Below are 22,188 nucleotides of genomic sequence, written 5' to 3' on the forward strand. Positions count from 1 at the left end.
CTTGGCTCACTTATCCTTATTGGGATTGACCGGTATCGGCCGACGAGAGCGTCGTGCCGTCCAGGCTTCCCGAAATGTTGTAGCGCACGTCGAGAACATCCCCCGGCTGCAGCTCGGTCGCTTCAGACGCCTTGATGGCAGCGGCCTCGTCGCCGTTTCGGGTGATCCAATATTCAAGCGGCTGGAGATCGAGCGCCTTCATGCTCTGGCTGCGAGAGAGCGAGGCGCCGGATATCTGCAGCAGCTGCAGGGTCGTGTTCCGCTTGAGTTTCGTATCCTCGATTTCCGTCTCGGCGATCTGGAGCTGTTGTCCGGCGTCCGTCTTGCGCTGGCCTTTGAGATTGAGTGCATCGCGCTCGGTCTCGCTCAGCTTCTGCTTCGCCTGCATCGATGCAACGACGAGGTCCAGCTTGCCGGCCTGCATCTCGGCAACGATCCGTTCCAGCGAGGTCTTGCGGGACGTCGTCAGGATCTTGGTATCGACCAGCTTGGAGATATCGTTCAATTCATCCTGCGCGATCTTCACCTGTTCGTCCTGCGACGACATCTTCTCATCGAGAATGTTGATTTCATTGCGCAGCAGCACTTCGAGATCCGCGGCGGCGGCAAGTTGCTGGCGCAAGGCCTCGGCCCTTGCATTGAACAGGTCGAGCTCGCTCATCATGATCTGCCAGACCGCCGACCCTTGAGGTGCTGCCTTGATCTCCGGCGGAAATGTGATTGCCGGCTGATCATTGAGTTCCGCCAACAGCCGTGCCCGCCGTGCTCCGAGCTGCTTCAGCTGCAGTTCCATGCGGCTGATTTCCCCCGCATAGCTGATCTGCTGCGCCTCTGAGTATTCCCCTCCCTGGGTTGAGCGGCGCTCGCGCCCCCCCGCCATGGCGATCGCCTGCCTGACGGTCAGGCCCGGTCTGAATTCCAGCTCGCTCCGCTTCTCTACCGCGCCGGACACGTAAACCATCGGATATTTGACGACTTCGACCGAAGCCGTGGGCGCCACCGCCAAACCGGTGATCTGCTTCAATCTTTCGCCGATAGCCGCGCTGATGTCGTCCACCGTCTTGTCGCCAACCTGCATCTGCCCGATCATCGGAATCGAGATCGAGCCCGATTGCGACACGACATATTCGCCGTTCAGCGCCGTCCATTCCTTATATTCGCCGGTCGCGGCAATCCATTCGACGATGGCGACCTTGATCCGGGCCTGGGGGCCGACATGATAGACCTCGCTGTCTGCGGCGGCGTGGGCGATGTCGAGCACGCCCGCGCCGGAAAGCATCAATGCCAGTAGCCATGGCGCCATGCGCCGAGGCGGCCTGGAGATGGAATGGTAAGGCAAAGCTGAAACTCTAAACATGAGCCGAAATCTCGCTTTCGTGTCGCTTGCACCGTCGGGCAGCCGAGGCGCACCCTCCCGTAATCTTCAACGAGATCAGCAGCTGAACGCATAACGTGTAAATCCCCTACCGAAGCAACAGGGCTTATCATTTCTGACAGGGAGGAAGACGTTCCTGCAGTCACTTAGTCGGGGGGATATATCCTTGTGTGCAGGCTTCGATCCCCAGCTAAATCTTTTGGTTACTCCCTTCGGCCATTTGGATGCCGTAGTGAACCGATGTAGGCCCTGTCGCAAAAGTTGCCGTCTGACAATCTTGTTTCGACCCATGGAGGGAAGAGCAATGCGGATAGCGATCGTGCATTACTGGCTTGTGTCGATGCGAGGTGGAGAGAAAGTCGTCGAGGCGCTCTGCGACATGTATCCGGACGCCGACATCTTCACCCTCGTCTACGATGAAAGCCGCGTTTCGGAGAAAATCCGCAAACATAAGATCATCACATCGTTCCTGCAGCGAATCCCGGGGGCGGTCAGAGGCTACCAATCGCTTCTGCCGCTGATGCCCTTCGCGTTGGAGAGTTTCGATCTTTCGGATTACGACCTGATCATCTCCAGTGAATCAGGCCCGGCCAAGGGCATCATTCCGCCGCCGCAGGCAACGCATGTCTGCTATTGCCATTCGCCCATGCGCTATCTCTGGGATCACTATCATTTCTACCGATCTCACGCGGGGCTGGCATCACGGCTGATGCTGCCGATGCTTGCGCCGCTTTTGCGCTCCTGGGACGTCAACACCAGCCTGCGTGTCGATCGTTTCGTCGCCAACTCGCATCATGTCTGCGATCGCATCAGCAAATATTATCGGCGCCCTGCGACGGTGCTCTATCCGCCGGTCAATGTCGATGATTTCGCGCCGGCCACCTCGATCGAGGACTTCTATCTCTGCGCCGGCCAGCTGGTTCCCTATAAGCGGATCGACCTCGCCGTGCAGGCGTTCACCCGGATGAACCGCAAGCTGGTTATTATCGGCGAAGGCAAGCAGATGGATGAGTTGAAGCGCATCGCTGGTCCCTCCGTCACATTCCTGGGTCGAACCCCCTTTGCAGTGCTGAAGGAGAAGCTGGCCCGGTGCCGCGCCCTGATCTTCCCCGGTGAGGAAGATTTCGGCATCGTTCCGGTCGAAGCCATGGCCAGCGGACGGCCGGTCATCGCCTATGGAAGCGGCGGGGCGCTGGAGACGGTCGTGCCGGGCGTGAGCGGTGTTCTCTTCAACACGCAATCTGCAGACGCGCTGATCGAAGCCGTGCTCGATTTCGAGGCAACGGAGCATCGCTTCCGCCCCGAGGCGCTGCGGGCACATGCGGAGCAGTTCAGCCTGCACAAGTTCACGACGGGCATGCGGGCAATCATCAACGAGGAGCTGCTGATCCGCAAGGCCGTCAAACTTCGCAATCCGCAGGTCGTCGCAGCGGTTCAACGCGGGCTTGAGGCACAATTGCCCGCACTTGCCGCAAAGCCGCACAGCACGACGCTGCAATAGACCATGCCGAACCATCACCTGTGATTGCCGCCGGGATAGGCACGTTCCCTCCGCGCGGGTTTTCTGCCCGCTCACTTCCCTATCATGATCTTCAGCCGAAGCTGGACACTCGCCGGACTGCGCGTCCGAAACCGTCGGTTAACCATCTCACACCTACCGTTCGCACCGACGCTTCCGAAAATGAACTGATTCCATGTCCGGCTCCGGCAAGACAGGACAAGGCAAAAAGGATCCGACGATGACCGACGATGCAGCCGAGATGACGCTCCCATCCGAAATCCAGGCCTTGGAGAGCCATTACTGCGAATATCCCGGCTGCCTGAAGCGGGGCAGCCTCGGCTACGATGTCGGCGATGGAGAAAGCCAGTTTTTCTGTCATGAGCATAGATGGAGAGAGTATCGTCAAGACGGAGCGCGGCGATCGTTCTTCGAAGAAGAGGCAGCGGGAATCGAAGCCATCATGGTCGAGCCGCGAAGCATTGCCTTGTAAGGGCGCGTAAAGCACCTGCGGTGGCGATCCTCCACGGCAAGCCGCGTCCTTGGGTTCGCTTTCGCATGTCGCCTTAATTGTTCGGCGGCGCCACGCTCTCCCGCAGGATCAGCCTGCTGCGAATAGTGATGCGCAGGTCCCTCTCCGTCTCCGCTTGTCCGATGGTATCAAGCAGGCGGGCGACGGCTGCCTGACCCATTTCCTCGAACGGCTGTTCGATCGTCGAGAGCGGCGGGAAGCAGAATTCGCAGACCGGCGCGCCGTCGAAGGAAACCACCGACAGATCATCGGGAATGCGCAGGCCCGTTCGCCGGATGCGGCTGACGAAGGAGATCGCCATGTCATCGCTGGTGGCGATCACCGCCGTCGGCCGGTCCTTCAGCCGCACGAAATCGACGGCAGCCTGAACACCGATCTCGAAGCCCTTCTGGAAATCGAGATCGCCTCCGGACCGCGACAGCGCCTGCTTCGAAATGCCGGCGTCGCGCAGAGCTTCCAGGGTGCCGCCATAGCGCTCGATATCGTGATAATTGCCCTGCGGCCCGGCGATGTAGAAAAAACGCCGGTGCCCCATCCTGATAAGCTCTGCCACCGCGTCACGCATCGCCTCGCGATCATTGGTCACGACGCTCGGTACGCCGGCGTCGCTCATGTCGAGCAGCATGGAAACGATCGGCAGGCCGGCATTCGCCAGAGATCTGCCATCGATCTCCGGCAGCTTCGACGAGAGGATGATGGCGCCACGAATGGTGCCGCCGAAGGCGAGATTGAGAATATGCCGTTCCGACTCCGGGTCACGGCCAAGATTGGCGATCATCAGGTTATAGCCATTCTGCAGCAAGGCCTTGTTGATGCTATGCAGGACATGCGGAATGACCTGGGAGACGCCGTAATAGAGCGATCCTGGAAGAATGATCATGATGGTGTTGGATTTACCCACCCTGAGACCACGAGCCATGGCGTTAGGCGTGTAGCCCAGCTGCTTGGCTGCCGCATCGATCTTGGCGCGCGTCTTCTCGTTGACACGTCCGGGATTAGCAAGAGCGCGGCTGACCGTAGAGATCGCGACCCCTGCGAGCCTCGCGACATCGGCCATCAACGGTCCGGATTGCTCCTCGACGGGCATATCCTTGTTATCTTTCACTTTTCTGTTTCCTTCCCGGTGCCTGACGCGGCGGATGCTATGGCAATTCCCGCCGTTTAGCAAACGTTTGCCAAAAATCGCTTGCATATGGAAACGACTTGTCTACTATCAAGTTATGGCAAACGATTGCCAAAGCATAGTGCATTGAAATCATTATGGATTATTCCCTGCTGGACGTGTTCCGCAGACGATTGTCCTTGGCTTTGAGAACGGACAGCATCATGGGTTCGACCGAACGGCTTCGCTTTGGCGTGGATCTCGTCACCTTTTTCCATCCCGGTTTCTGGGGCGTCGAGGATTACGACGGCATTATCGCGCTGTCGCGCAGCGAATCCCGCGCCTTCTGGGACAAGATCCTCGATGCCGTGCAAGCCTCCGGCGTCACCGGTGTCGAGCTGACCTTCTCTCCTTTCAACTGGCAGGATGCGACGAAAACCTATGGTTCGGTCGAAGCCTTTGCGGCCGAGCTTTCCAGGCGCGGCCTGACACTAGCAAGCGGCTTTTTTGCCGAGCTCGAGGCGGGGGGCGACTTCACCGAAGCAGCGGCGCAGGCGGCCATCATCGAGAAAGCGGAGAGGTACGCCGCGTTTCTCAAGGCCTGCGGCAGCGACATCATGGTCATCGGCGCGCCGCTTCGCCAGACGCCAGGCGCCGAGCCCGTGCGGTTCTTCGATTTCGAGCAGGCCCGCAAGATCGCCGACTTTCTCAATCGCCTTGGCGCCATCCTCTACGCAAAGGGTGTGCGGCTTGCCCTTCACACGGAGGCGCATTCGATCTTCGCCGCATCGCGCGATGTCGATCTTCTGATGCTGCTGACCGATCCCGCCTATGTCCACATGTGCCCGGACACCGCCCACATCATCGTTGCCGGTTCCGATCCGCTTGAGGTCGTCGAACACCATCACGAGCGGGTCATCATCGCCCATTGGAAGGATGCGCTCGGACCGATGCCGGCAGATACGCCGATCGACGAGCATATTCACGATCGCCATCGCCCCTATTTCTGCGGCTTCGGCCTCGGCCGTGTCGACTGGCCGGGCTGGATCAGGCTGCTGCGCGATCGCGGCTACGAAGGCTGGGCCATCCTTGAGCTGGATGCAGCTCCCGATCCCGTCGGCGACATCGCCAACGGCTTGACGCTGGTAAGGCAGGCATTATTGCCGATCTATCGCTGATTTCATGACCTGAAGACCAATGGCCCCGCAAAGAGGGCCTTCTTGAAGAGGTGGAACGATGAAGAATACGATGAAATTGCTCATGGTGGGGGCAGCACTCGCGGCAGCCTCCGCCCCGGCCCATGCCGAAGACAAGGCAAAGGCTGAAGTCATGACGTCATGGACATCAGGCAGCGAAGCCGCCGCCCTTGATGTCATTAAACAGGAGTTCGAAAAACGCGGCGGGGACTGGAAGGATTCGTCCATTGCCGGCTTCGGCGCTGCCGATGCCGCCTTCCAGAACCGGCTGGTCGCCGGCGATCCGCCGACCGCCAAGCAGGCGGTCATCGGCCTTGCCAATGCAGATTTCGTCAGTCAGGGCCTGCTGAGCCCGATCGACGATCTCGCGAAGGCCGGCAAATGGGCCGACATACTGCCGAAATCGATCCATGACCTCATCACCTATAATGGCCAGGTCTATCTTTCCCCCACCGGCGCTCACGGCGAGAGCTGGGCCTTCTATTCCAAGGATGCCTTCGCCAAAGCCGGGGTGAACGAAGAGCCCAAGAGCTGGGACGAATTCTTTGCCGCACTCGACAAGCTCAAGGCCGCCGGCGTGCAGCCGGTCGCCTGGGGTGGCCAGTCCTGGCAGGAAGCCAAAGTCTTCAATATGATCCTGCTGACGCAGGTCGGCATCGATGGCTTCCTCAAGATCTATGCCAGCAAGGACAAGGGCGATGCATCCGTCGAGGGCGTGAAGAAGACGCTCGATATTCTCGGCAAGCTGCGCGGTTATGTCGACGAAGGTGCCGCGGGACGTAACTGGAACGACGCCACCGCGATGGTCATCACCGGCAAGGCCGGCGTACAGTTCATGGGCGACTGGGCCAAGGGCGAATTCGTTGCGGCGGGCAAGCAGTTGGGCAAGGACTACGGCTGCATGCTCGTTCCACAATCCCCCGGGATGGTCTATGTCGCCGATGCCTTCTCCTTCCCGAAGATCGCCGATGCGGCATCGCAAAAGGGACAGGCACTGCTGGCTGAAGTCGCCATGGACCCGGCGGTTCAAGTCGCGTTCTCGCTGAAGAAGGGCTCGGTGCCGATGCGCACGGACGTCGACAAGTCGAAGCTCGATATGTGCGCGCAGAAGGGGTTGGAGCTGATGGGCGCCGGCAAGATCGTTCCGGACCAGGCGCTGATCCTCTCGCCGCAGCAGGCAGGCGCTCTCAACGACTTCGTCGACGAGTTCTGGAGCAACCCATCGGAAGACAGCGCCTCCGGTGCCGAGAAGTTTTTCGGGATCTTCGAATAGCGCCTTTGCCTCGGGCTGGTCGGCGATGTGATCGTCGATCGGCTCCTTCCGTTCTTTTGAGAGAGTTTGCTCATGCAAGCCAAGCGCAGACGTTCCGTGGCTGCGACCTTTGCACTGCTGCCGACATGGATTGCCGCGATCTTCGTCTACATCGGCACCATGGTCTGGTCGGTCCGGCTGTCCTTCACGGATTCGACGATCTTCCCGTCGTCGAACTATGTCGGCTTTGCCCAGTATGCCAGGCTGTTCAAGAATTCACGCTGGCTGGCATCGCTGGAGAATGTACTGATCTTCGGCGTTCTCTATGTCGCGGGATGTCTGGCGCTCGGCTTCGTGCTGGCAGCGGCGCTTGACCGCAAGGTCCGTTTCGAAAGCGTATTCCGCACCATATTCCTCTACCCCTATGCCATGTCCTTCGTGGTCACGGGGCTGATCTGGCAATGGATGCTGAACCCCACGCTCGGCATTCAAGCGACCGTAAGGGCGCTCGGCTGGCACGGCTTCGTCTTCGACTGGATCGTCAATCGCGACATGGCAATCTACACCGTCGTCTTCGCCGGCGTCTGGCAGGGCGCCGGTCTCGTCATGGTCATCGCACTCTCCGGCATGCGCGGTATCGGCGAGGAGCAATGGAAGGCGGCCCAGATCGACGGCATACCGGTCTGGCGCATCTACCTTTCGATCATCCTGCCACAACTCGGACCGGCCCTTGCGGCATCCGGAATGCTGCTCTCCATGGGCGTGATCAAGACCTACGATCTGATCGTGGCGCAAACCGGCGGCGGCCCCGGCTATTCGACCGAGGTGCCGGCGAAATTCATCATGGACAATCTGTTCGAACGCCAGAATCTCGGGCTTGCCAGCGCCGGTGCCACCGTGCTGGTGCTTTCCGTCGTCATGGCCGTCGCCCCGTTCCGCTATGCGCTCACCATGCGCGCCAGAAGAAGGGGAGCGCATTGATGACAATCCGCCCTCATCCTCGTGGTCCCAAGCCGTCCAGGCTCAGTGGCAGCCAGATCGGGCTCTATGCCTTCCTGATCCTGTCGGCGCTGTTCTTCCTGCTGCCTCTCTACACAATGCTCGTGACGTCGCTGAAGTCGATGGAGGAAATCCGCCAGGGCCATATCTTCGCCCTGCCCGGCACCATCGATTTCAATGCGTGGAAGACGGCCTGGTCTGGGGCCTGCATGGGCACGCAATGCCTCGGCGTGCGCATTGGTTTCTGGAATTCGGTCAAGATCACCGTGCCCGCCGTCGCCATTTCCGTCCTCATCGGGGCGATCAACGGTTATGCATTGTCGATGTGGCGGCCGAAGGGCTCTAATCTTCTGTTCGGGCTGCTGATGGCGGGCGGCCTGATCCCCTACCAGATCTTCCTCTATCCGCTGGTGCGGCTGCTCGCCAATCTCAACCTCTACAATTCGCTGGCCGGCGTCGTCCTGGTGCATGTGATCTTCGGCCTGCCACTGGTCACGCTGCTGTTCCGTAACTATTTCGTCGCAATCCCCGAAGAGCTCTGCAAGGCGGCCCGTGTCGACGGAGCCGGTTTCTGGCGCATCTTCCTAGAGATCATGCTGCCGATATCGGTGCCGATGGTGGTCGTCGCCTCCATCTTCCAGTTCACCGGCATCTGGAACGACTTCCTGATCGGCCTCGTCTTTGCCGGCCGCGACAATCTGCCGATGACGGTCCAGCTCAACAACATCGTCAACACCACCATGGGCGAACGCGCCTACAATGTGAACATGGCCGCCACCATCCTGACCGCTGTCGTTCCGCTCGCCATCTATTTCTTCTCCGGTCGCTGGTTCCTGCGCGGTGTCGCAGCCGGCGCCGTCAAAGGGTAATGCCATGCAGCCTGCCGTATCGGTAAAAGACCTCAAGATTGCCTATGGCGACCATACCGTCATCGAAAAACTCTCCATCGACATCGCTCCGCGTGAGTTTCTGGTACTTCTCGGTCCATCCGGCTGTGGGAAGTCGACGCTTCTCAACGCAATCGCCGGATTGCAGGACATCCGCGACGGCGAGATGTGGATCTCCGGAAAGAACGTGACCTGGGAGGAGCCGAAGGATCGCGGCATAGGCATGGTGTTCCAGTCCTATGCGCTTTATCCCCGCATGACCGTTCGCCGGAACCTGTCCTTCGGCCTGCGCGTCGCTGGTCTGCCCAAGCCGGAGATCGAGGCGCGCATCGCCCGCACAGCATCCCTCTTGCATCTTGAAAATCTGCTCGACCGGCGGCCGTCGGAACTCTCGGGCGGACAGCGCCAGCGCGTCGCGATCGGCCGCGCGCTGGTGCGCGAAGTGGATGTCTTCCTGTTCGACGAACCGCTCTCCAATCTCGACGCCAAGCTTCGCAACGAGCTGCGCGTCGAGATCAAGAAGCTGCATCAGAGCCTCGGCAATACGATGATCTATGTGACGCACGATCAGGTCGAGGCGCTGACGCTTGCCGACCGCATCGCCATCATGAGGGACGGCGTGATCCAGCAGCTTGCGAGCCCTTCGGAGATCTATCATCGGCCCGCCAATCTCTTCGTTGCAGGCTTCATCGGCGCCCCGGCGATGAACTTCATCAAGGGCGAGATCGCGATCAAGGCTGCTGCCCCGGTCTTCGAAAGCAGCGGCCTCACCGTCCAGCTGAGCGACTATCCCTTTCAGGCGCCCGTCGAGCCGGGTCCCGTAACGCTCGGGATCCGGCCGGAACATATCGCTCCGGATGGAGGAACGGGATCCCTGCCGACCATCGCCGGTATCGTCTCGGTGGTCGAGCCGATGGGTGCCGACACCATTGTCTGGTTCGACTGGACCGGGCAAAGCCTCTCCTATCGCATCATGGGCGACACGGTGCTTCAGCCCGGCGCGGCAATCGCACCCGGTATCGACATCGCCAAGGCCTCCCTCTTCGACGCCGATGGCGTCCGTCTCTGAAATATACGGAAAATATCTATGTCTCAGACTGTTTATGACGCGCTGGTCATCGGCTCCGGCGCCGCCGGCTCCTTTGCCGCCAGGGAATTGACCGCTCAGGGCCTTTCCGTGCTTTTGCTCGAAGCCGGTCCGGCGGTAAGCCACAAGGATTTCGATCCGGCACGCAAGAAGCTGCCGGCCAGCAGCATCAACATCTGGGAGCGCGCACGCGCCACCATGAAGGGGCAGCCGATACAGGCCCGCGCCGCTTTCTTTACCGAGCGCTTCAGCCATTTCTTCGTCAATGACCGGAAAAATCCCTATACGACCCCGAAAGATGCGCCTTTCCTATGGATCCGCGGCCGGCAGGGCGGCGGGCGCCTGCACAGCTTCGGCCGCGTGCTGCTGCGCTGGACGGACGACGACTTCAAGATCCGGTCGCGAACCGGCAAGGGCGTGGACTGGCCGGTCGTCTATGACGACCTCGTGCCTTACTACGAGGAGGTCGAGGCCAGCCTCGGCCTCTATGGCAATCCCGACGGCGTGGAGACGCTGCCGGACGGCATCTATATCAGTCCGGCGAAACTGACGCCGGCCGAACAGGTCTTCAAGAATGAGGTGGAGGGCCGCTGGCCGCAACGGCATGTCGTGTCCTGGCGCTATATCGCGCCGGATGCGGAACGCATGCCGAAGCCCTTGAGAGAGGCGCTTGCGACCGGACGGTTGACCATCCGCCACGACGCCATCGTCCGCCGGATCGAGACCGACGAGCAAGGGGTTCGCGCCACGGGCGCGGAATTCATCGATCGCGTCACCGGTAGGGTCGAGACCGCGCGCGCCAACCTCGTCGTGCTGTCGGCCTCGCCGATCGAAAGCGTGCGGCTGCTTTTGAATTCTGCATCCCCGCGCCATCCCGAAGGTCTCGGCAACAGGTCCGGCGCGCTCGGGCGTTATTTCATGGATCAGCTGCCCTGCCTTGCCTTCGGCTCCTTCTCGAAGGCAAAGGGATGGGCGGTAGACGATTCCGCGCCCGTCGATCCATTCTATAACCCGTCAGGAGGTATCTTCGTGCCGCGTTTCGGCACCGGCGATACAGGGCGCGGTGATTTCGACTACCAGGGGAGCATCGGCCGGGCACCCACGCCCGATGATGAGCCCGCGCGGCTGGCATTCTTCGGCTTCGGCCGCATGCTGCCCTATGCGGATAACCGCATAAGCCTCAATGCCAGGCGCAAAGATGCCTGGGGGATTCCCATTCCCCATATTCGCTGCGTCATGGGCCAGGAGGAACATGCGCTTCTGCGCCAGCAGGAAGAGGTGCTGATCGAGATGGTGCGCGGCGTCGGCGGAGATCTGGAGTTCATCGGCTCCCCGACAGGCCTCAGGGAAATGGGGCGCGGCGCCTTCCCGGACGCCGATCCCTTCAGCCGTTTCATGTTCCGCACATGGTTCCGCAAGACCATGTGCATGGGCGCGGCAATTCACGAGACAGGCGGTGCACGGATGGGAGATGATCCCAGCAATTCCGTACTCAACCCCTATAACCAGCTTTGGGACGCACCCAACGTCATCGTCACGGACGCCAGCGCATTCCCCGGAAGCGGCATCGCGGGCACGACCCTCACCGTCATGGCCCTGACGATCCGCGCATGCCGGCATCTCATCGGCAAACACTAGGCACACCACACGTTGCCGCTCTCGGAAGACACCGGTCTCCTTCCCAGAGCGGCAACGGTTGCTTGGATTAAGCCCCTCACAACGCGCCGTTCAAAACCCTTATCCTCGAACTCGGGTAGGGAAACCGCGCCACGATCAGCATTGGTGCAATCGAGACGTTTCGGACGTGCGCAGTCCTCTTGGGCAGGTCGAAGCTCCGCCGCCGGCGTTGGCTTCTGTTAGCCGTTAATCGAAAGCCGCTCGATCCCGTGCGCAGCATTCCGCAGATGCGCCCGATCCATTTTTGCCCCGTGGCGAATAAAGTCGCTCACTGCCCAGGAAACACCGATTGTTTGGAGATGCGCTGCGTCTTCTATTCCCATTTTGATCAAGATCGCCAATCGCTCGGCTAGGATGTTGCAGGAGCGCTCACTGTTGTCGAACCACGGCTGTTTGATGATGCTGGCCAATACTTTTTGGAGTGTATCGGTCTGCTTCGGCGACAGACGGCCACTCATAACACGGCGAAAACGCTCCATTACGCATTCTCCAAACGCTATCGCCCGTGTCGTTTCGCGAACGGCTGCATCTTCGAAAGGGAGTTGCCTCAATGGCTCGGTGGCCAGCAGGCCATCTTCCCCGATCGACGCCTGCCGATGGTCCACTCTCACATCGCGATCACCCTGCCTTCATGGCTTGGGACATTAGGCAGATTCCTGCCCGGCTCCTACGTCCATTTTTGACGAGCGACGAATACAACAAGCATCAGCATGGGCATTTGGGCGCCTTTTGGTGGTGCTGTGGAGCGGACGCTCTATCAAGTCGGTGTGCGTCCGACGACAATGAAAGGGGCATCTTGATTGCCGCCGGACGCTGCACTCTTCGGCTCGCGGGTGGCATCCGGGCCGACAATTAGAATATTAGCATCAAGCGTTGGTTTGACGTACCTACCCGAATGGGTTGCCGCCTTCGCCTGCCACCTACCCACCGGAAAAGAGTACATGTCTCTATCTCGAAGTGGTCGGTGGAAGCGATTGGAATGCCGATTGTCTCAGCGGCGTTTTTTTCAATTCGTCTCGCGAGCCGGTCGCTATGCTTCCTGCACGAAATGCCCCGGAGAAACCTCCCGGTAGATCCGTTTCGGCGGCTGGTAATCGAGGGGCCTTACCGCACTCTTGATCTCATCTGAAGGCTGCGGCGCCAACTGACCACGGCGCGACGGATCCGGGATCGGCACGGCCGAAATCAGCCGCCGCGTGTATGGATGTTGCGGGTTATCGAAGATCGCCGCACGCGGGCCTATTTCGACGATTTCTCCAAGATACATGACCGCGACCCGATGGCTTACGCGCTCCACGACCGCCATATCATGGCTGATGAAGAGATAGGCGAGCTGCCGCTCTTCCTGCAGCTCAAGCAAGAGGTTGGACACCTGCGCCTTGACCGATACGTCGAGCGCCGAGACAGCCTCGTCCGCAATGATGAATTTCGGATCGAGCGCCAGCGCCCGGGCGATCGAGATACGTTGGCGCTGGCCGCCGGAAAATTCGTGCGGATGGCGGTCGGCCATTTTCGCTGACAGCCCGACCTGTTCGAGCAACTCGCTGACCCGCCCCTTCACTTCGCGCCTGCCTATCACGCCATGGGCAAGCATCGGCTCCGCGATTGCCGAGCCGATGGTGATGCGCGGATTGAGCGATGCGAACGGATCCTGGAAAATCATTTGCGACGTGCGACGCATCGCACGCAGTTCGCGCGTATTCGCTTCCGTGACGTCCCGCCCATCGATCATAACCGAGCCTGCGGTTGGATTGATCAACCGAATGATCGCGCGACCGGTCGTCGATTTGCCGCAGCCGGATTCACCGACCAGCGAAAGCGTTTCGCCGGGACGCAGATCGAACGAAACGCCCTCAACGGCATGGATGCGGCCATTGGGCAGGTCGAACCGCACCGAAAGATCGTTCACCTTGAGAATTGGTGCAACCGTTCCGGAAACGCCGCGCATTTCGCGGCCGTCCGACGCCTCGCCGGTCGCCGGATCGACCTGCGGAAAGCGACGTGGAGCCACGGCATTGCCCATCGTGCCGAGCCGCGGAATGGAAGCAAGCAGCGATTTCGTGTAGACAGCCTTCGGCGCGGCGAAAATCTCGCGCGTCGGGCCGGTCTCGATCATTTCGCCGCGAAACATGACGACCGTGCGGTCGGCGATTTCGGCGACGACGCCCATGTCATGCGTGATGAAGAGCACGGCCATGTTCTCTTCGCGTTGCAGCTCGCGAACGAGATGAAGGATTTCCGCCTGGATCGTGACGTCGAGCGCCGTCGTCGGCTCGTCGGCGATCAGCAGCTGGGGCCGGCAGGCAAGCGCCATGGCAATCATCACACGCTGACGCATGCCGCCCGAGAATTTGTGCGGATATTCGTTCAGCCGGGTTTTGGCCGCCGGAATACGCACACGCTCCATCAGCCGCACAGCCTCGGCCTCGGCCGCCTGCCAGGACAGGTTCTGGTGCAGTACAAGCGCCTCTGCGATCTGGTTGCCGATGGTGAACACCGGATTGAGCGAGGTCATCGGCTCCTGAAAGATCATGCCGATCGAGCCGCCGCGAACCCTGCGCATCTCCGCCTCGGAAACTTTCAGGAGATCCTTGCCCGCAAGCAGGATCCTGCCGTCGCATCGCGCTTTGCCCACGGGCAGAAGACGCATCGTCGAGAGGGCCGTCACGCTCTTGCCGGAGCCGGATTCACCGACGATAGCGACGGTTTCCCCGGCACCGACCTGTAGGTTGATATTGCGGATGACGGCACGCCAGCCCTCGCTTGTCCTGAACGACGTCGTCAGGTTCTCGATGGCGAGCACAGGTTGAGTAGCGGAGGTCATGTCGGTCATGATCAGCTCTCCTTCACAAGACGCGGATCGACCAGATCGCGCAGGCCATCGCCGAGCAATTGCAGCGACAGGACCGAGAAGACGATGGCAAGGCCCGGAAAGACCATGAGCCAGGGCGCGTTGTTCATGAATTCCCGGCCGGAAGCGAGCATGGTGCCCCAGGTTGGAGTATCGGAGGACACGCCGACGCCGAGGAATGAGAGGCTTGCTTCGGCCAGCATCGCCGAGGCGAAGACGAAGGTGGCCTGCACCAGAATGGGTGACGCCAGATTGAGCAGGACGTGGCGGCACAGGATCTGCCAGGTCGGCAGGCCCATGGCGATCGCCGCTTCGATATAGGGCAGTTCCCGCAAGACCAGGGTGGAGCCTCGGACGATACGGGCCAGCCGTGGCGCATAGGTGATCCCAAGCGCCAGGATCACAGTCACCAGCGACGGCCCGAGTGCCGCGACCAATGCGATGGCAAGCAGAATGTCGGGAAACGACATCATGGCATCAAGCAGGCGCGAGATCGGCGCATCGAACTTGCGGAAATACCCCGCAATGACACCAAGAAACACGCCAAGCAGCGTCGAAATGCACACCACACCAAGACTGACCAGCAACGAAACGCGGCCCGCGAAGATCGCGCGCGAAAAGATGTCGCGCCCGAACTCGTCGGTACCGAAGATATGAGCCTGCGATGGTCCTTTCAGCTTGTTGATGATCGAGAGCTTGTTCGGCGCGTAAGGGGCGATCCAGGGAGCCAGGATGGCGGCGACGATGACAACAAGCAGGATGATGGCACCGAGCAGCATGGCACGATTGCCGAAGAGGCGTCTAAGGCTTGCAGCAAATGGAAGCGTGAGGGAGCTGGCGGTCATGGGCGCACCCTCGGATCGACGACAATATAGAGCATGTCGACGATGAAATTGATGAGGACATAGATGGCAGCCACCACCAGAAGCGCGCCCTGGATCACCGGATAATCGCGCCGCAGGACGGCTGATACGACCAGATTGCCGACACCGGGCAATCCGAAGACGGTCTCCGTGACGACAGCGCCGGCGACGAGCATTGCAACGGAAAGGCCGATAACGGTGATGATCGGGATGAGCGCATTCTTCAGGCCATGCTTCAGGATGACGCGGCGTTCGCTCGCGCCCTTTGCGCGGGCGGTGCGCACATAGTCATCGCCGAGCACGTCGAGCATAGCCGCGCGCGTGAACCGCGTGATCATGGCGGAGTTGACGATACCCAGAGTAACGGCCGGCAGGATGAGATGGTGCAGCCGCTCGAGGAAGCCGGTGTCCGGACCGCCATATCCAGAGGCTGGAAACCAGCCCTGGCCCACGGCCAGGATCTGGATCAGCATCAGGCCGAGCCAGAAACTCGGCACACTCGCGGCGACCATGGTCAGAACAACGACGATCTGATCGAAGAGCGTACCGCGCTTGACCGCCGAGATGATCCCGACGGGAAGCGCGATCGCCGTTGCGATCAGAATGGAGAACAGCGTCAGGAAGAAGGTGGGCTCGGCGCGGGCGGCCAGTGCCTGGGTCACCGGCTGATTGAGAAAGATCGATTGCCCGAGGTCGCCCTTCAGCAGGCCCAGGACGAACTGGACATATTGAACGAGCAGTGGCGCATCGAGCCCCATCTTGGCGCGCAGCTGCGCAATGTCCTGCGGCGTGGCATCGGCCCCCAGCATCACGGCCGCCGGATCGCCCGGGGTAACCCGGACGATGATGAAGACGACCGTGACGACGAGCGCGAGCACAATCACCATGCCTCCGAGACGTCTCAAAAGCGCCTGGGCGATCTTTGCCATGTGCTTCCAGCCTTATTTCTTCGGGGTGACGTTCCAGAAATGTGGCCAATAGGTCGGCGTATAGCCGGTGACCGACGCGGAAATCCCCGAAAGGGCATTGAAGTTGCCGACCTTGTAAAGCGGCGCGTCATCGTAGATCACGGTCTGGATGCCCTCCCAGGCCTTCTGCTTGGTATCGTCACTCGTGGCGTCCATGTAGGCGGAGACGGCCTTCGCCTTCTGGTCGGAGACATACCAGCCGGGATAGCTGTCCGTGATCGTGTTGATCGTTGTGGGATCGCCGGGGAAGTTGGAGTGGGTAATGAAGATATCCCATTCCTTCGGGTCGGCACGGCGGGTCGTCAGCGTTGCCCAATCGACGACCTGCATGTCCACCTTGAAACCGGCAGCTTCCAGATAGGCCTTGGCGACCTCGCCGATCTTGTAGTGGAATTCATATTGCCGGCTCGTCAAAAGCCTGAGCGGTGTGCCGTCATATCCGGCATCCTTCAGCAGCTTGGCCGCCGTTTCGGGATCACCCTCACCGTAGCGAACGACGCCAGCATCGGTGTGCCAGAACGATCCCTTCGGGAAGAAGGAGCCATCGACGCTGAAGAAGCGCTGATCGTTAAAGGCGGCGAGCATCATGTCGGAAGAGTTCAACGCGGCCTGCACGGCCTGGCGCAAGGGCTTCTTTACAAACAGACCTTGCTTCATGTTCATGTTGAGCGACACCCATCCGGTATTTTCGAAGATCACGGGTTTAGCGTTGCCGCTCTTCTCGACGCGCTCATAGGCGCTGACCGGCAGGGAGTCGGCAAAATCGAACTGTCCGGAAATCAGGCCTTCCACGCGGGTATTGGCGTCCGGCACGGGCACGAAACGGATTTCCTTGGCGATCGCTTCGCGTTTGCCGGCATAGTTGTTCGGTTCGCCCTCGGGGGACTTGTAGCCATCGAAGCGGACAAGCTGGGTGTACTGGTCGGGCTTGCGCTCCTTCAGCATATAGGGGCCGGTGCCGATGAAATCGGTAAGCGTATCGGCGACCTTTTCCGAGGGAAGGATGATTGAAGACTGCGACAGTGTTGCCAATAGCGGCGCATAACGCGACTTCAGCTTGATGATGACGGCATGATCACCATCGGCCGTCAGGCTATCGACGATGCCGGCAACCTGCTTGCCCTTGGAATTGACACTCATCCAGCGCTTCAGCGAAGCCACGACATCCTTGGAATCAAAGTCACTGCCATCATGGAACTTGACGCCTTCGCGCAGCGGGATGCGATAGGTAAGACCGTCATCCGAAATCGTCGGCATGGCCGCCGCCAGCAGCGGAACGGATTTCCACTGGGCGTCGTAGGTATAGAGCGTCTCGAAAATATGCTGATCGACGGTCAGCACGATGTCGGTCGGCGTCTGCATCGCATCGAGCGTCGGCAGTTCACCGATGGTGGCGACAGTCAGGACGCCATCAGAAGATTGTGCGGTCGCCAAGCTGCTTGTACCGGCAAGCATGGCCAGCGTGATCAAAACGAATGCGCTCTTCTTCATCTCATTCCCCTTCTATTTTCGTTGGTATCTGGTCGAGTTCGTTGCTCTTATGGCCGGCGGCCGGTTCCCCTCGGCTGACGGTTCATGCGTCCAATCCCAAGGGATCGGGAATGCGCGGCCACAGATCGAGGCGCGCCTTGCGATAGGGTGTCGTTGCTGGATCCGTTGGATAGGAGGTCGGCGCGGCGACGTAGACGATTTCGGAGGACACCGGCACGAAACCAGCATGGAAGTGATTAGTCGATTTGACCAACAGATAGGCCTTCTCCGCAAAATCGACGCCTTGATTGGAGAAGATATCCGGCTCGTAGGTCTGCGTTCGGCTGGTGATCAGCACGATGTCGATACTGGTTCCGACCGGACGGACGACAGCGGTGCTGCCAAGCACGACGCGGCTATTGCGGAAGCTCTGCCAGCCGGCATGGAAGAGCCGCTGCACGGTGACCCGAAGATCAAGCGGCTCACCCCCTTCCGGCCCCGACTTGCCGCCGACGCGCAGGTTAAGCACTGCCCCTTCGCCCGCCGCGTGGCAGAAGCTCACCGCGATCGGATCCCAGATCGTCGCAACGGCGAAGTCATCCAGGCCGCGCTGTATCATCCGCCGCAGAATATGCGTTGCATCGCCGGCAACGCCGCCGCCCGGATTGTCCCAGACATCGGCGATCGTCACCGGCAGCTCCGGATGCGCAGCGCGGATTGCTATCACCCGATCGAGGCCTGCCTCGGTATCGAACATCGGCATGGCTGCTTCCTTGCGCAGGCCGTAGAGTTCGCGACCAAGTGAAGCGGCCAGGGCATCGCCCTTAACCTTGTCATCATCGGTCAAGACGATGATGCGCGTACCCATGTCGGGCAGGTCGCCGGCCATGAAGCCATGGATAACGGAGATCGAGAGCACGCCGTCCCTGCCCTCCATCGCCTTCAGGCGGTCGACAAAGGATCGCATCGGTTCGCGGCTCGTCGGAAAGATGGTGATCATGCGGCAATCGAACGTCGAGATGACCGGCTTAATTTCGCCCCGGAGCGTCCGAAGCGCCAGTTCGACGACATGCTCCCCACGTTCTTCGAAATCGATATGCGGAAATTCGAGAAAGGCCGCCATGATATCGAGATTGGCGACGCGCAGTGCCGTCAGATGGCTGTGCGGATCAAACTCCGCCGCGACGAGCACATCGGGTCCGACGATATCGCGCACCCGGCACAGCAAATCGCCTTCGGGATCGTCATAGCCTTGAGCCGCCATCGCGCCATGGAGGCCGAGAACGACGGCATCGACGGGCATCGCCGCGGTCAGTTCGGCAAGGATTTGGTCGCGAAGCGTCTCATAGGTCTGACGTTGGATGAGCCCGGCCGGCTCCGCCCAGCAGGAGGTCCCCTCGATAGCAACGAACCCTTCCGCTTTGGCGCGTCGGCGCAGGATCGGTACAACCGAGGAGCAAAGGGTCGGCGTTTCCGGATGCTCGCCCGGTCCAGCATAAAATGCCGCCTTGAAGGCGTTCATATCGGTCGGAACGGGAGAAAATGTGTTTGTTTCAGTCGCCAATGAGGCGGTGAAAATGCGCATACCTATTACCCGAATAAACAGAGTTTCGGAGCCGGAAACTGATCAGCACCGAACCCTCTCACCCGTTGCGTTCGAGCGATGCCCGGGACTGCCAAAGCCGCCGTGTTGGAATGACCGTCCGTGAAATCAAAGGTCGACCGCAGCCGCCATCGACTTCATCGACAGATTTAGCCCCCGTTCGTAAGTTCACCCATTCGTCGTTCTTATGTAATTTATTTTCATCATAATGCGTTAAATATACGGGAAGTCAACGCCACTTGAATATTTTCAAGGGAATTTGTAATTTTTTTTCTTCGTTGATAAAAAACGTCGCGAGGCTTTCATCTTCGATCGAGGAAGCGCTTGCGGAATGAAAAGCGCGCCTTCGTTCATCGGAAAAATATGGCGAAACAGTCTACCGATCACCGTTGCAGTATTTTGTCGTCCTGACGACGGCATGACTGGCCACGCCTCAACCATTGGCGAAGGCGTCTGCCATCCTCCTCGACCGTAAGATAAAGCTTACTTTTCTGCTCTCTGCAAAAGAATGCGCATTTCCTCGAACCGTCGTTTCCGGTCGGCATCCTGGTCGTTGGCCGTGTAGCAGGTGCTCGATACGCAGAACTTGGCAAGGTTATGAGGCTTGTCTGTCCTGTCGAACTCGCATTCGAACGTATCACTCATCTCAGATGGCGCCGTTCCCTGCCGGGTGGAATAAGCCATGCGCACGCCCGGCGGCTTCAGCTCGGGAAAGGATTGGATCGCGCCGATCGAGAGCCCATCCGACAGGAAGAAATTCTTGGCCACCATCTTGCAGGTTGCCTCGAGATCGGTCGATTGCGCGAATGCGGCCGTCGGGATCAGCGTAAGGGTAAGCAAAACCAGATGTTTGAACACCGGAACCTCCATTGGATACGCTACGGATTCACTTAAGAGCGCGACCGGCAAAGGCAAGGCCGCTACGTCATCTTCCGCATCAGCGCATCGAGGGCCGCCTCGGCCGCCCAAATCTTCCAGGAAGCCGATCCGGCCGGGAACATTCGCCTCACGCACTTGTTCGGCATGCACATGGGAAGTGTCAAAGCCACAGCTGAAACTCTGGAGGACAGTCATCATGACCGCATCGAAGACAACGACGGATCATGAGGAAATACGCCGCTGGGCGGAGGCCCGCAATGGACATCCGGCTCGTGTCAAGGGAACAGGAAACGGCGGATTGTTGCGGATCGATTTCGGCGAGCCGGAGGAAACTCTCGAAGAGATCTCCTGGGATCAGTTTTTCGAGATCTTCGATCGAAGCGACTTGGCATTTCTCTATCAGGACAAGACTGAAGCAGGTGCGGAAAGCCGTTTCAACAAGTTCGTCAGCCGTGCGGCGAGGAACCAAGCCAAATAAGTCCTCGGACATGTCAAAGCAGACGACGTGCTCAACAACGCCGCACCTGAATCCGCATCGATCCTGATCTGCCCGGCGGAGCCGACAGAAAGAAGAAGGACTACCGCGTTGGCACCTGGTCCATTCGACGTCGGCGCATTCGCCATTGGATAGAATGCAAAGCAAATCGAGATATCAAGGAGGACGACCCATGGCATATGGCTATGAAGACGGCAATGATCGGTACCGCAGAAACAGGGATCGCAACTATGGCAGCCGCGAACGGAATAATCCGGACTGGGATCGATATGGTTCGGAGTTCGATCGTCCCTATTCCTCCCGCGCATCGGATCGCTACTCCGCCGACGACCGGGATAGCTGGACGACGGACGATCTAGGCTATTCGGATTATGGTTATGGCGATCGCCGTAGCCTTCGCGCCTATCCCGAGCGTTCATTCGACGATCGCGAGAGGGGATATGCGCGACAAGCTAATTTCGACCGTTCCTCCGGCCGGCCCTCACGCGATTTCATGGATCGCGCAGGGGATGAAATCGCATCATGGTTCGGCGACGATGATGCCGCTCGCCGCCGCGAGATGGACAAGTTTCGTGGCAAGGGGCCGAAAGGATACAAGCGCGCCGACGAACGGATCCTGGAGGATGTCAATGATCGGCTGACCTACGCGCCGTCGCTCGACGCTTCCGAGATCGAGGTTTCGGTTGCGGGCGGCGAAGTTATCCTCGCGGGCTTCGTCTTCAATCGTCAGGACAAGCGAGTGGCCGAAGACATAGTCGACGACGTTTTCGGCGTCTCGCATGTTCAAAACAACCTTCGGGTCAAGACAGCCGGAGAAAGCGTCGGCGGCCTCGATACCTGATATCGGGGGCCTGTCCGCGCGCAAGTTCGGCCACGCCCAAATGGGCGCCGGCTCGTGCCATCGGCTTCAGACGAATAAGTCCGATGGCGCTAACGAAGAATGGAGGTCCATCATGCAAGTCAGTGAAGCTATGACACGAGACGTACGCATTGCGCGTCCCGACCAATCGATCCGGGATGCCGCTTTGATCATGGCGGATATCGATGCCGGCGTGGTTCCGATCCGCGATAATGACCACCTGGTCGGCGTCATCACGGATCGGGATATCGCCATCCGCGCCATTGCCCGAGGCAAGGGACCGGACGCCAGGATTGCCGATGTGATGAGCTTCGATATCAAATACTGCTTCGAGGACGAAGAGATCGATCACGTCATGCAAAATCTCGGCGACCAGCAACTTCGCCGCCTTCCCGTGGTCAGCCGTGACAAACGCCTGGTCGGCATACTGTCTTTGGCTGATATCGCTGTGAAAGCCAGCGATGGTGCGGCCGGATCAGCGCTTTCAGGCATTTCGCGACCAGGCGGCAGACACTCGCAAACCGGCGTCTAATCGGAAGAGTTGCCGATTTCTTAAGCCTTGTCGATCGCCCATCCCGATAATGGGGCGGGCGA

The 22,188-nt window shown here is 59.9% G+C and carries 20 protein-coding genes; 11 read left to right on the top strand and 9 right to left on the bottom strand.

Translation table 11 applies throughout. The features are described from left to right. Window positions 1–16: 16 nt before the first annotated feature. Window positions 17–1,303 (bottom strand): polysaccharide biosynthesis/export family protein, encoded by a 1,287-nt coding sequence (locus PH552_RS04145; RefSeq protein ID WP_285165529.1) that lies wholly within the window; start codon window positions 1,301–1,303, stop codon window positions 17–19. A 376-nt stretch (window positions 1,304–1,679) separates the two neighbouring features. Between PH552_RS04145 and PH552_RS04150 the strand changes: the two genes are divergently transcribed. Next, a complete protein-coding gene (locus tag PH552_RS04150) occupies window positions 1,680–2,876 on the top strand; it encodes a glycosyltransferase (protein WP_285165530.1) in 1,197 nt (398 codons plus the stop codon). A 238-nt stretch (window positions 2,877–3,114) separates the two neighbouring features. Beyond that, window positions 3,115–3,366, top strand: a complete 252-nt coding sequence (locus PH552_RS04155) for a hypothetical protein (protein ID WP_285165741.1) — start codon at window positions 3,115–3,117, stop codon at window positions 3,364–3,366. Window positions 3,367–3,439: 73 nt separating this feature from the next. Here PH552_RS04155 and PH552_RS04160 read toward each other — a convergent pair whose 3' ends face one another. Beyond that, window positions 3,440–4,510: a LacI family DNA-binding transcriptional regulator gene (locus PH552_RS04160; protein WP_183762006.1), complete on the bottom strand. Its 1,071-nt coding sequence runs from the start codon at window positions 4,508–4,510 to the stop codon at window positions 3,440–3,442. A 221-nt stretch (window positions 4,511–4,731) separates the two neighbouring features. Here PH552_RS04160 and PH552_RS04165 point away from each other — a divergent pair, with 221 nt between their 5' ends. The 6 genes from PH552_RS04165 to PH552_RS04190 all read left to right on the top strand — a co-directional run bounded on the left by PH552_RS04165 (window position 4,732) and on the right by PH552_RS04190 (window position 11,566). Continuing rightward, the gene (locus PH552_RS04165; protein WP_183762009.1) at window positions 4,732–5,685 is read left to right on the top strand and encodes a sugar phosphate isomerase/epimerase family protein; all 954 of its coding nucleotides are present in this window, start codon (window positions 4,732–4,734) and stop codon (window positions 5,683–5,685) included. 58 nt (window positions 5,686–5,743) lie between these two features. Next, window positions 5,744–6,976, top strand: coding sequence for an ABC transporter substrate-binding protein (locus tag PH552_RS04170; protein WP_183762011.1), 1,233 nt, complete (start codon window positions 5,744–5,746; stop codon window positions 6,974–6,976). Window positions 6,977–7,048: 72 nt separating this feature from the next. Then, complete coding sequence (locus PH552_RS04175; protein WP_113248949.1) at window positions 7,049–7,936, top strand: carbohydrate ABC transporter permease; 888 nt, start codon at window positions 7,049–7,051, stop codon at window positions 7,934–7,936. Beyond that, window positions 7,936–8,823 (top strand): carbohydrate ABC transporter permease, encoded by an 888-nt coding sequence (locus PH552_RS04180; RefSeq protein WP_285165531.1) that lies wholly within the window; start codon window positions 7,936–7,938, stop codon window positions 8,821–8,823. The genes PH552_RS04175 and PH552_RS04180 overlap by 1 nt, the downstream gene beginning before the upstream one ends. A 4-nt stretch (window positions 8,824–8,827) precedes the next feature. After that, window positions 8,828–9,910 carry an ABC transporter ATP-binding protein gene (locus PH552_RS04185; protein ID WP_113248951.1) on the top strand — a complete coding sequence of 361 codons (1,083 nt, stop codon included), beginning with the start codon at window positions 8,828–8,830 and terminating at the stop codon, window positions 9,908–9,910. 18 nt (window positions 9,911–9,928) lie between these two features. Continuing rightward, window positions 9,929–11,566 (top strand): GMC oxidoreductase, encoded by a 1,638-nt coding sequence (locus tag PH552_RS04190; protein ID WP_112345656.1) that lies wholly within the window; start codon window positions 9,929–9,931, stop codon window positions 11,564–11,566. 218 nt (window positions 11,567–11,784) lie between these two features. Here the strand turns inward: PH552_RS04190 and PH552_RS04195 are convergent, their stop codons facing one another. The 7 genes from PH552_RS04195 to PH552_RS04225 form a co-directional block, all read right to left on the bottom strand. After that, complete coding sequence (locus PH552_RS04195) at window positions 11,785–12,084, bottom strand: hypothetical protein (protein ID WP_183762013.1); 300 nt, start codon at window positions 12,082–12,084, stop codon at window positions 11,785–11,787. Window positions 12,085–12,635: 551 nt separating this feature from the next. Beyond that, window positions 12,636–14,429 (bottom strand): ABC transporter ATP-binding protein, encoded by a 1,794-nt coding sequence (locus tag PH552_RS04200; protein ID WP_483315474.1) that lies wholly within the window; start codon window positions 14,427–14,429, stop codon window positions 12,636–12,638. Window positions 14,430–14,440: 11 nt separating this feature from the next. Further along, the gene (locus PH552_RS04205) at window positions 14,441–15,301 is read right to left on the bottom strand and encodes an ABC transporter permease (RefSeq protein ID WP_145644858.1); all 861 of its coding nucleotides are present in this window, start codon (window positions 15,299–15,301) and stop codon (window positions 14,441–14,443) included. After that, window positions 15,298–16,248 carry an ABC transporter permease gene (locus PH552_RS04210; protein ID WP_483315464.1) on the bottom strand — a complete coding sequence of 317 codons (951 nt, stop codon included), beginning with the start codon at window positions 16,246–16,248 and terminating at the stop codon, window positions 15,298–15,300. The genes PH552_RS04205 and PH552_RS04210 overlap by 4 nt, the downstream gene beginning before the upstream one ends. A gap of 12 nt (window positions 16,249–16,260) precedes the next feature. Beyond that, window positions 16,261–17,778: an ABC transporter substrate-binding protein gene (locus PH552_RS04215; RefSeq protein ID WP_285165533.1), complete on the bottom strand. Its 1,518-nt coding sequence runs from the start codon at window positions 17,776–17,778 to the stop codon at window positions 16,261–16,263. Between the two features lie 82 nt (window positions 17,779–17,860). Next, complete coding sequence (locus tag PH552_RS04220) at window positions 17,861–19,342, bottom strand: M81 family metallopeptidase (RefSeq protein WP_183762016.1); 1,482 nt, start codon at window positions 19,340–19,342, stop codon at window positions 17,861–17,863. Window positions 19,343–19,843: 501 nt separating this feature from the next. Next, the gene (locus PH552_RS04225) at window positions 19,844–20,218 is read right to left on the bottom strand and encodes a hypothetical protein (protein WP_112345650.1); all 375 of its coding nucleotides are present in this window, start codon (window positions 20,216–20,218) and stop codon (window positions 19,844–19,846) included. A gap of 217 nt (window positions 20,219–20,435) precedes the next feature. Between PH552_RS04225 and PH552_RS04230 the strand changes: the two genes are divergently transcribed. The 3 genes from PH552_RS04230 (at window position 20,436) to PH552_RS04240 (ending at window position 22,126) form a co-directional block, all read left to right on the top strand. Next, window positions 20,436–20,717: a hypothetical protein gene (locus PH552_RS04230; RefSeq protein ID WP_113248957.1), complete on the top strand. Its 282-nt coding sequence runs from the start codon at window positions 20,436–20,438 to the stop codon at window positions 20,715–20,717. Between the two features lie 190 nt (window positions 20,718–20,907). Next, complete coding sequence (locus PH552_RS04235) at window positions 20,908–21,576, top strand: BON domain-containing protein (RefSeq protein WP_210278828.1); 669 nt, start codon at window positions 20,908–20,910, stop codon at window positions 21,574–21,576. Between the two features lie 112 nt (window positions 21,577–21,688). Continuing rightward, a complete protein-coding gene (locus tag PH552_RS04240) occupies window positions 21,689–22,126 on the top strand; it encodes a CBS domain-containing protein (RefSeq protein ID WP_183762020.1) in 438 nt (145 codons plus the stop codon). The last annotated feature ends 62 nt before the right edge of the window (window positions 22,127–22,188 follow it).

It is taken from the genome of Rhizobium aureum, assembly GCF_030182495.1.
GTDB classification, from domain to species: domain Bacteria; phylum Pseudomonadota; class Alphaproteobacteria; order Rhizobiales; family Rhizobiaceae; genus Rhizobium; species Rhizobium tropici_C.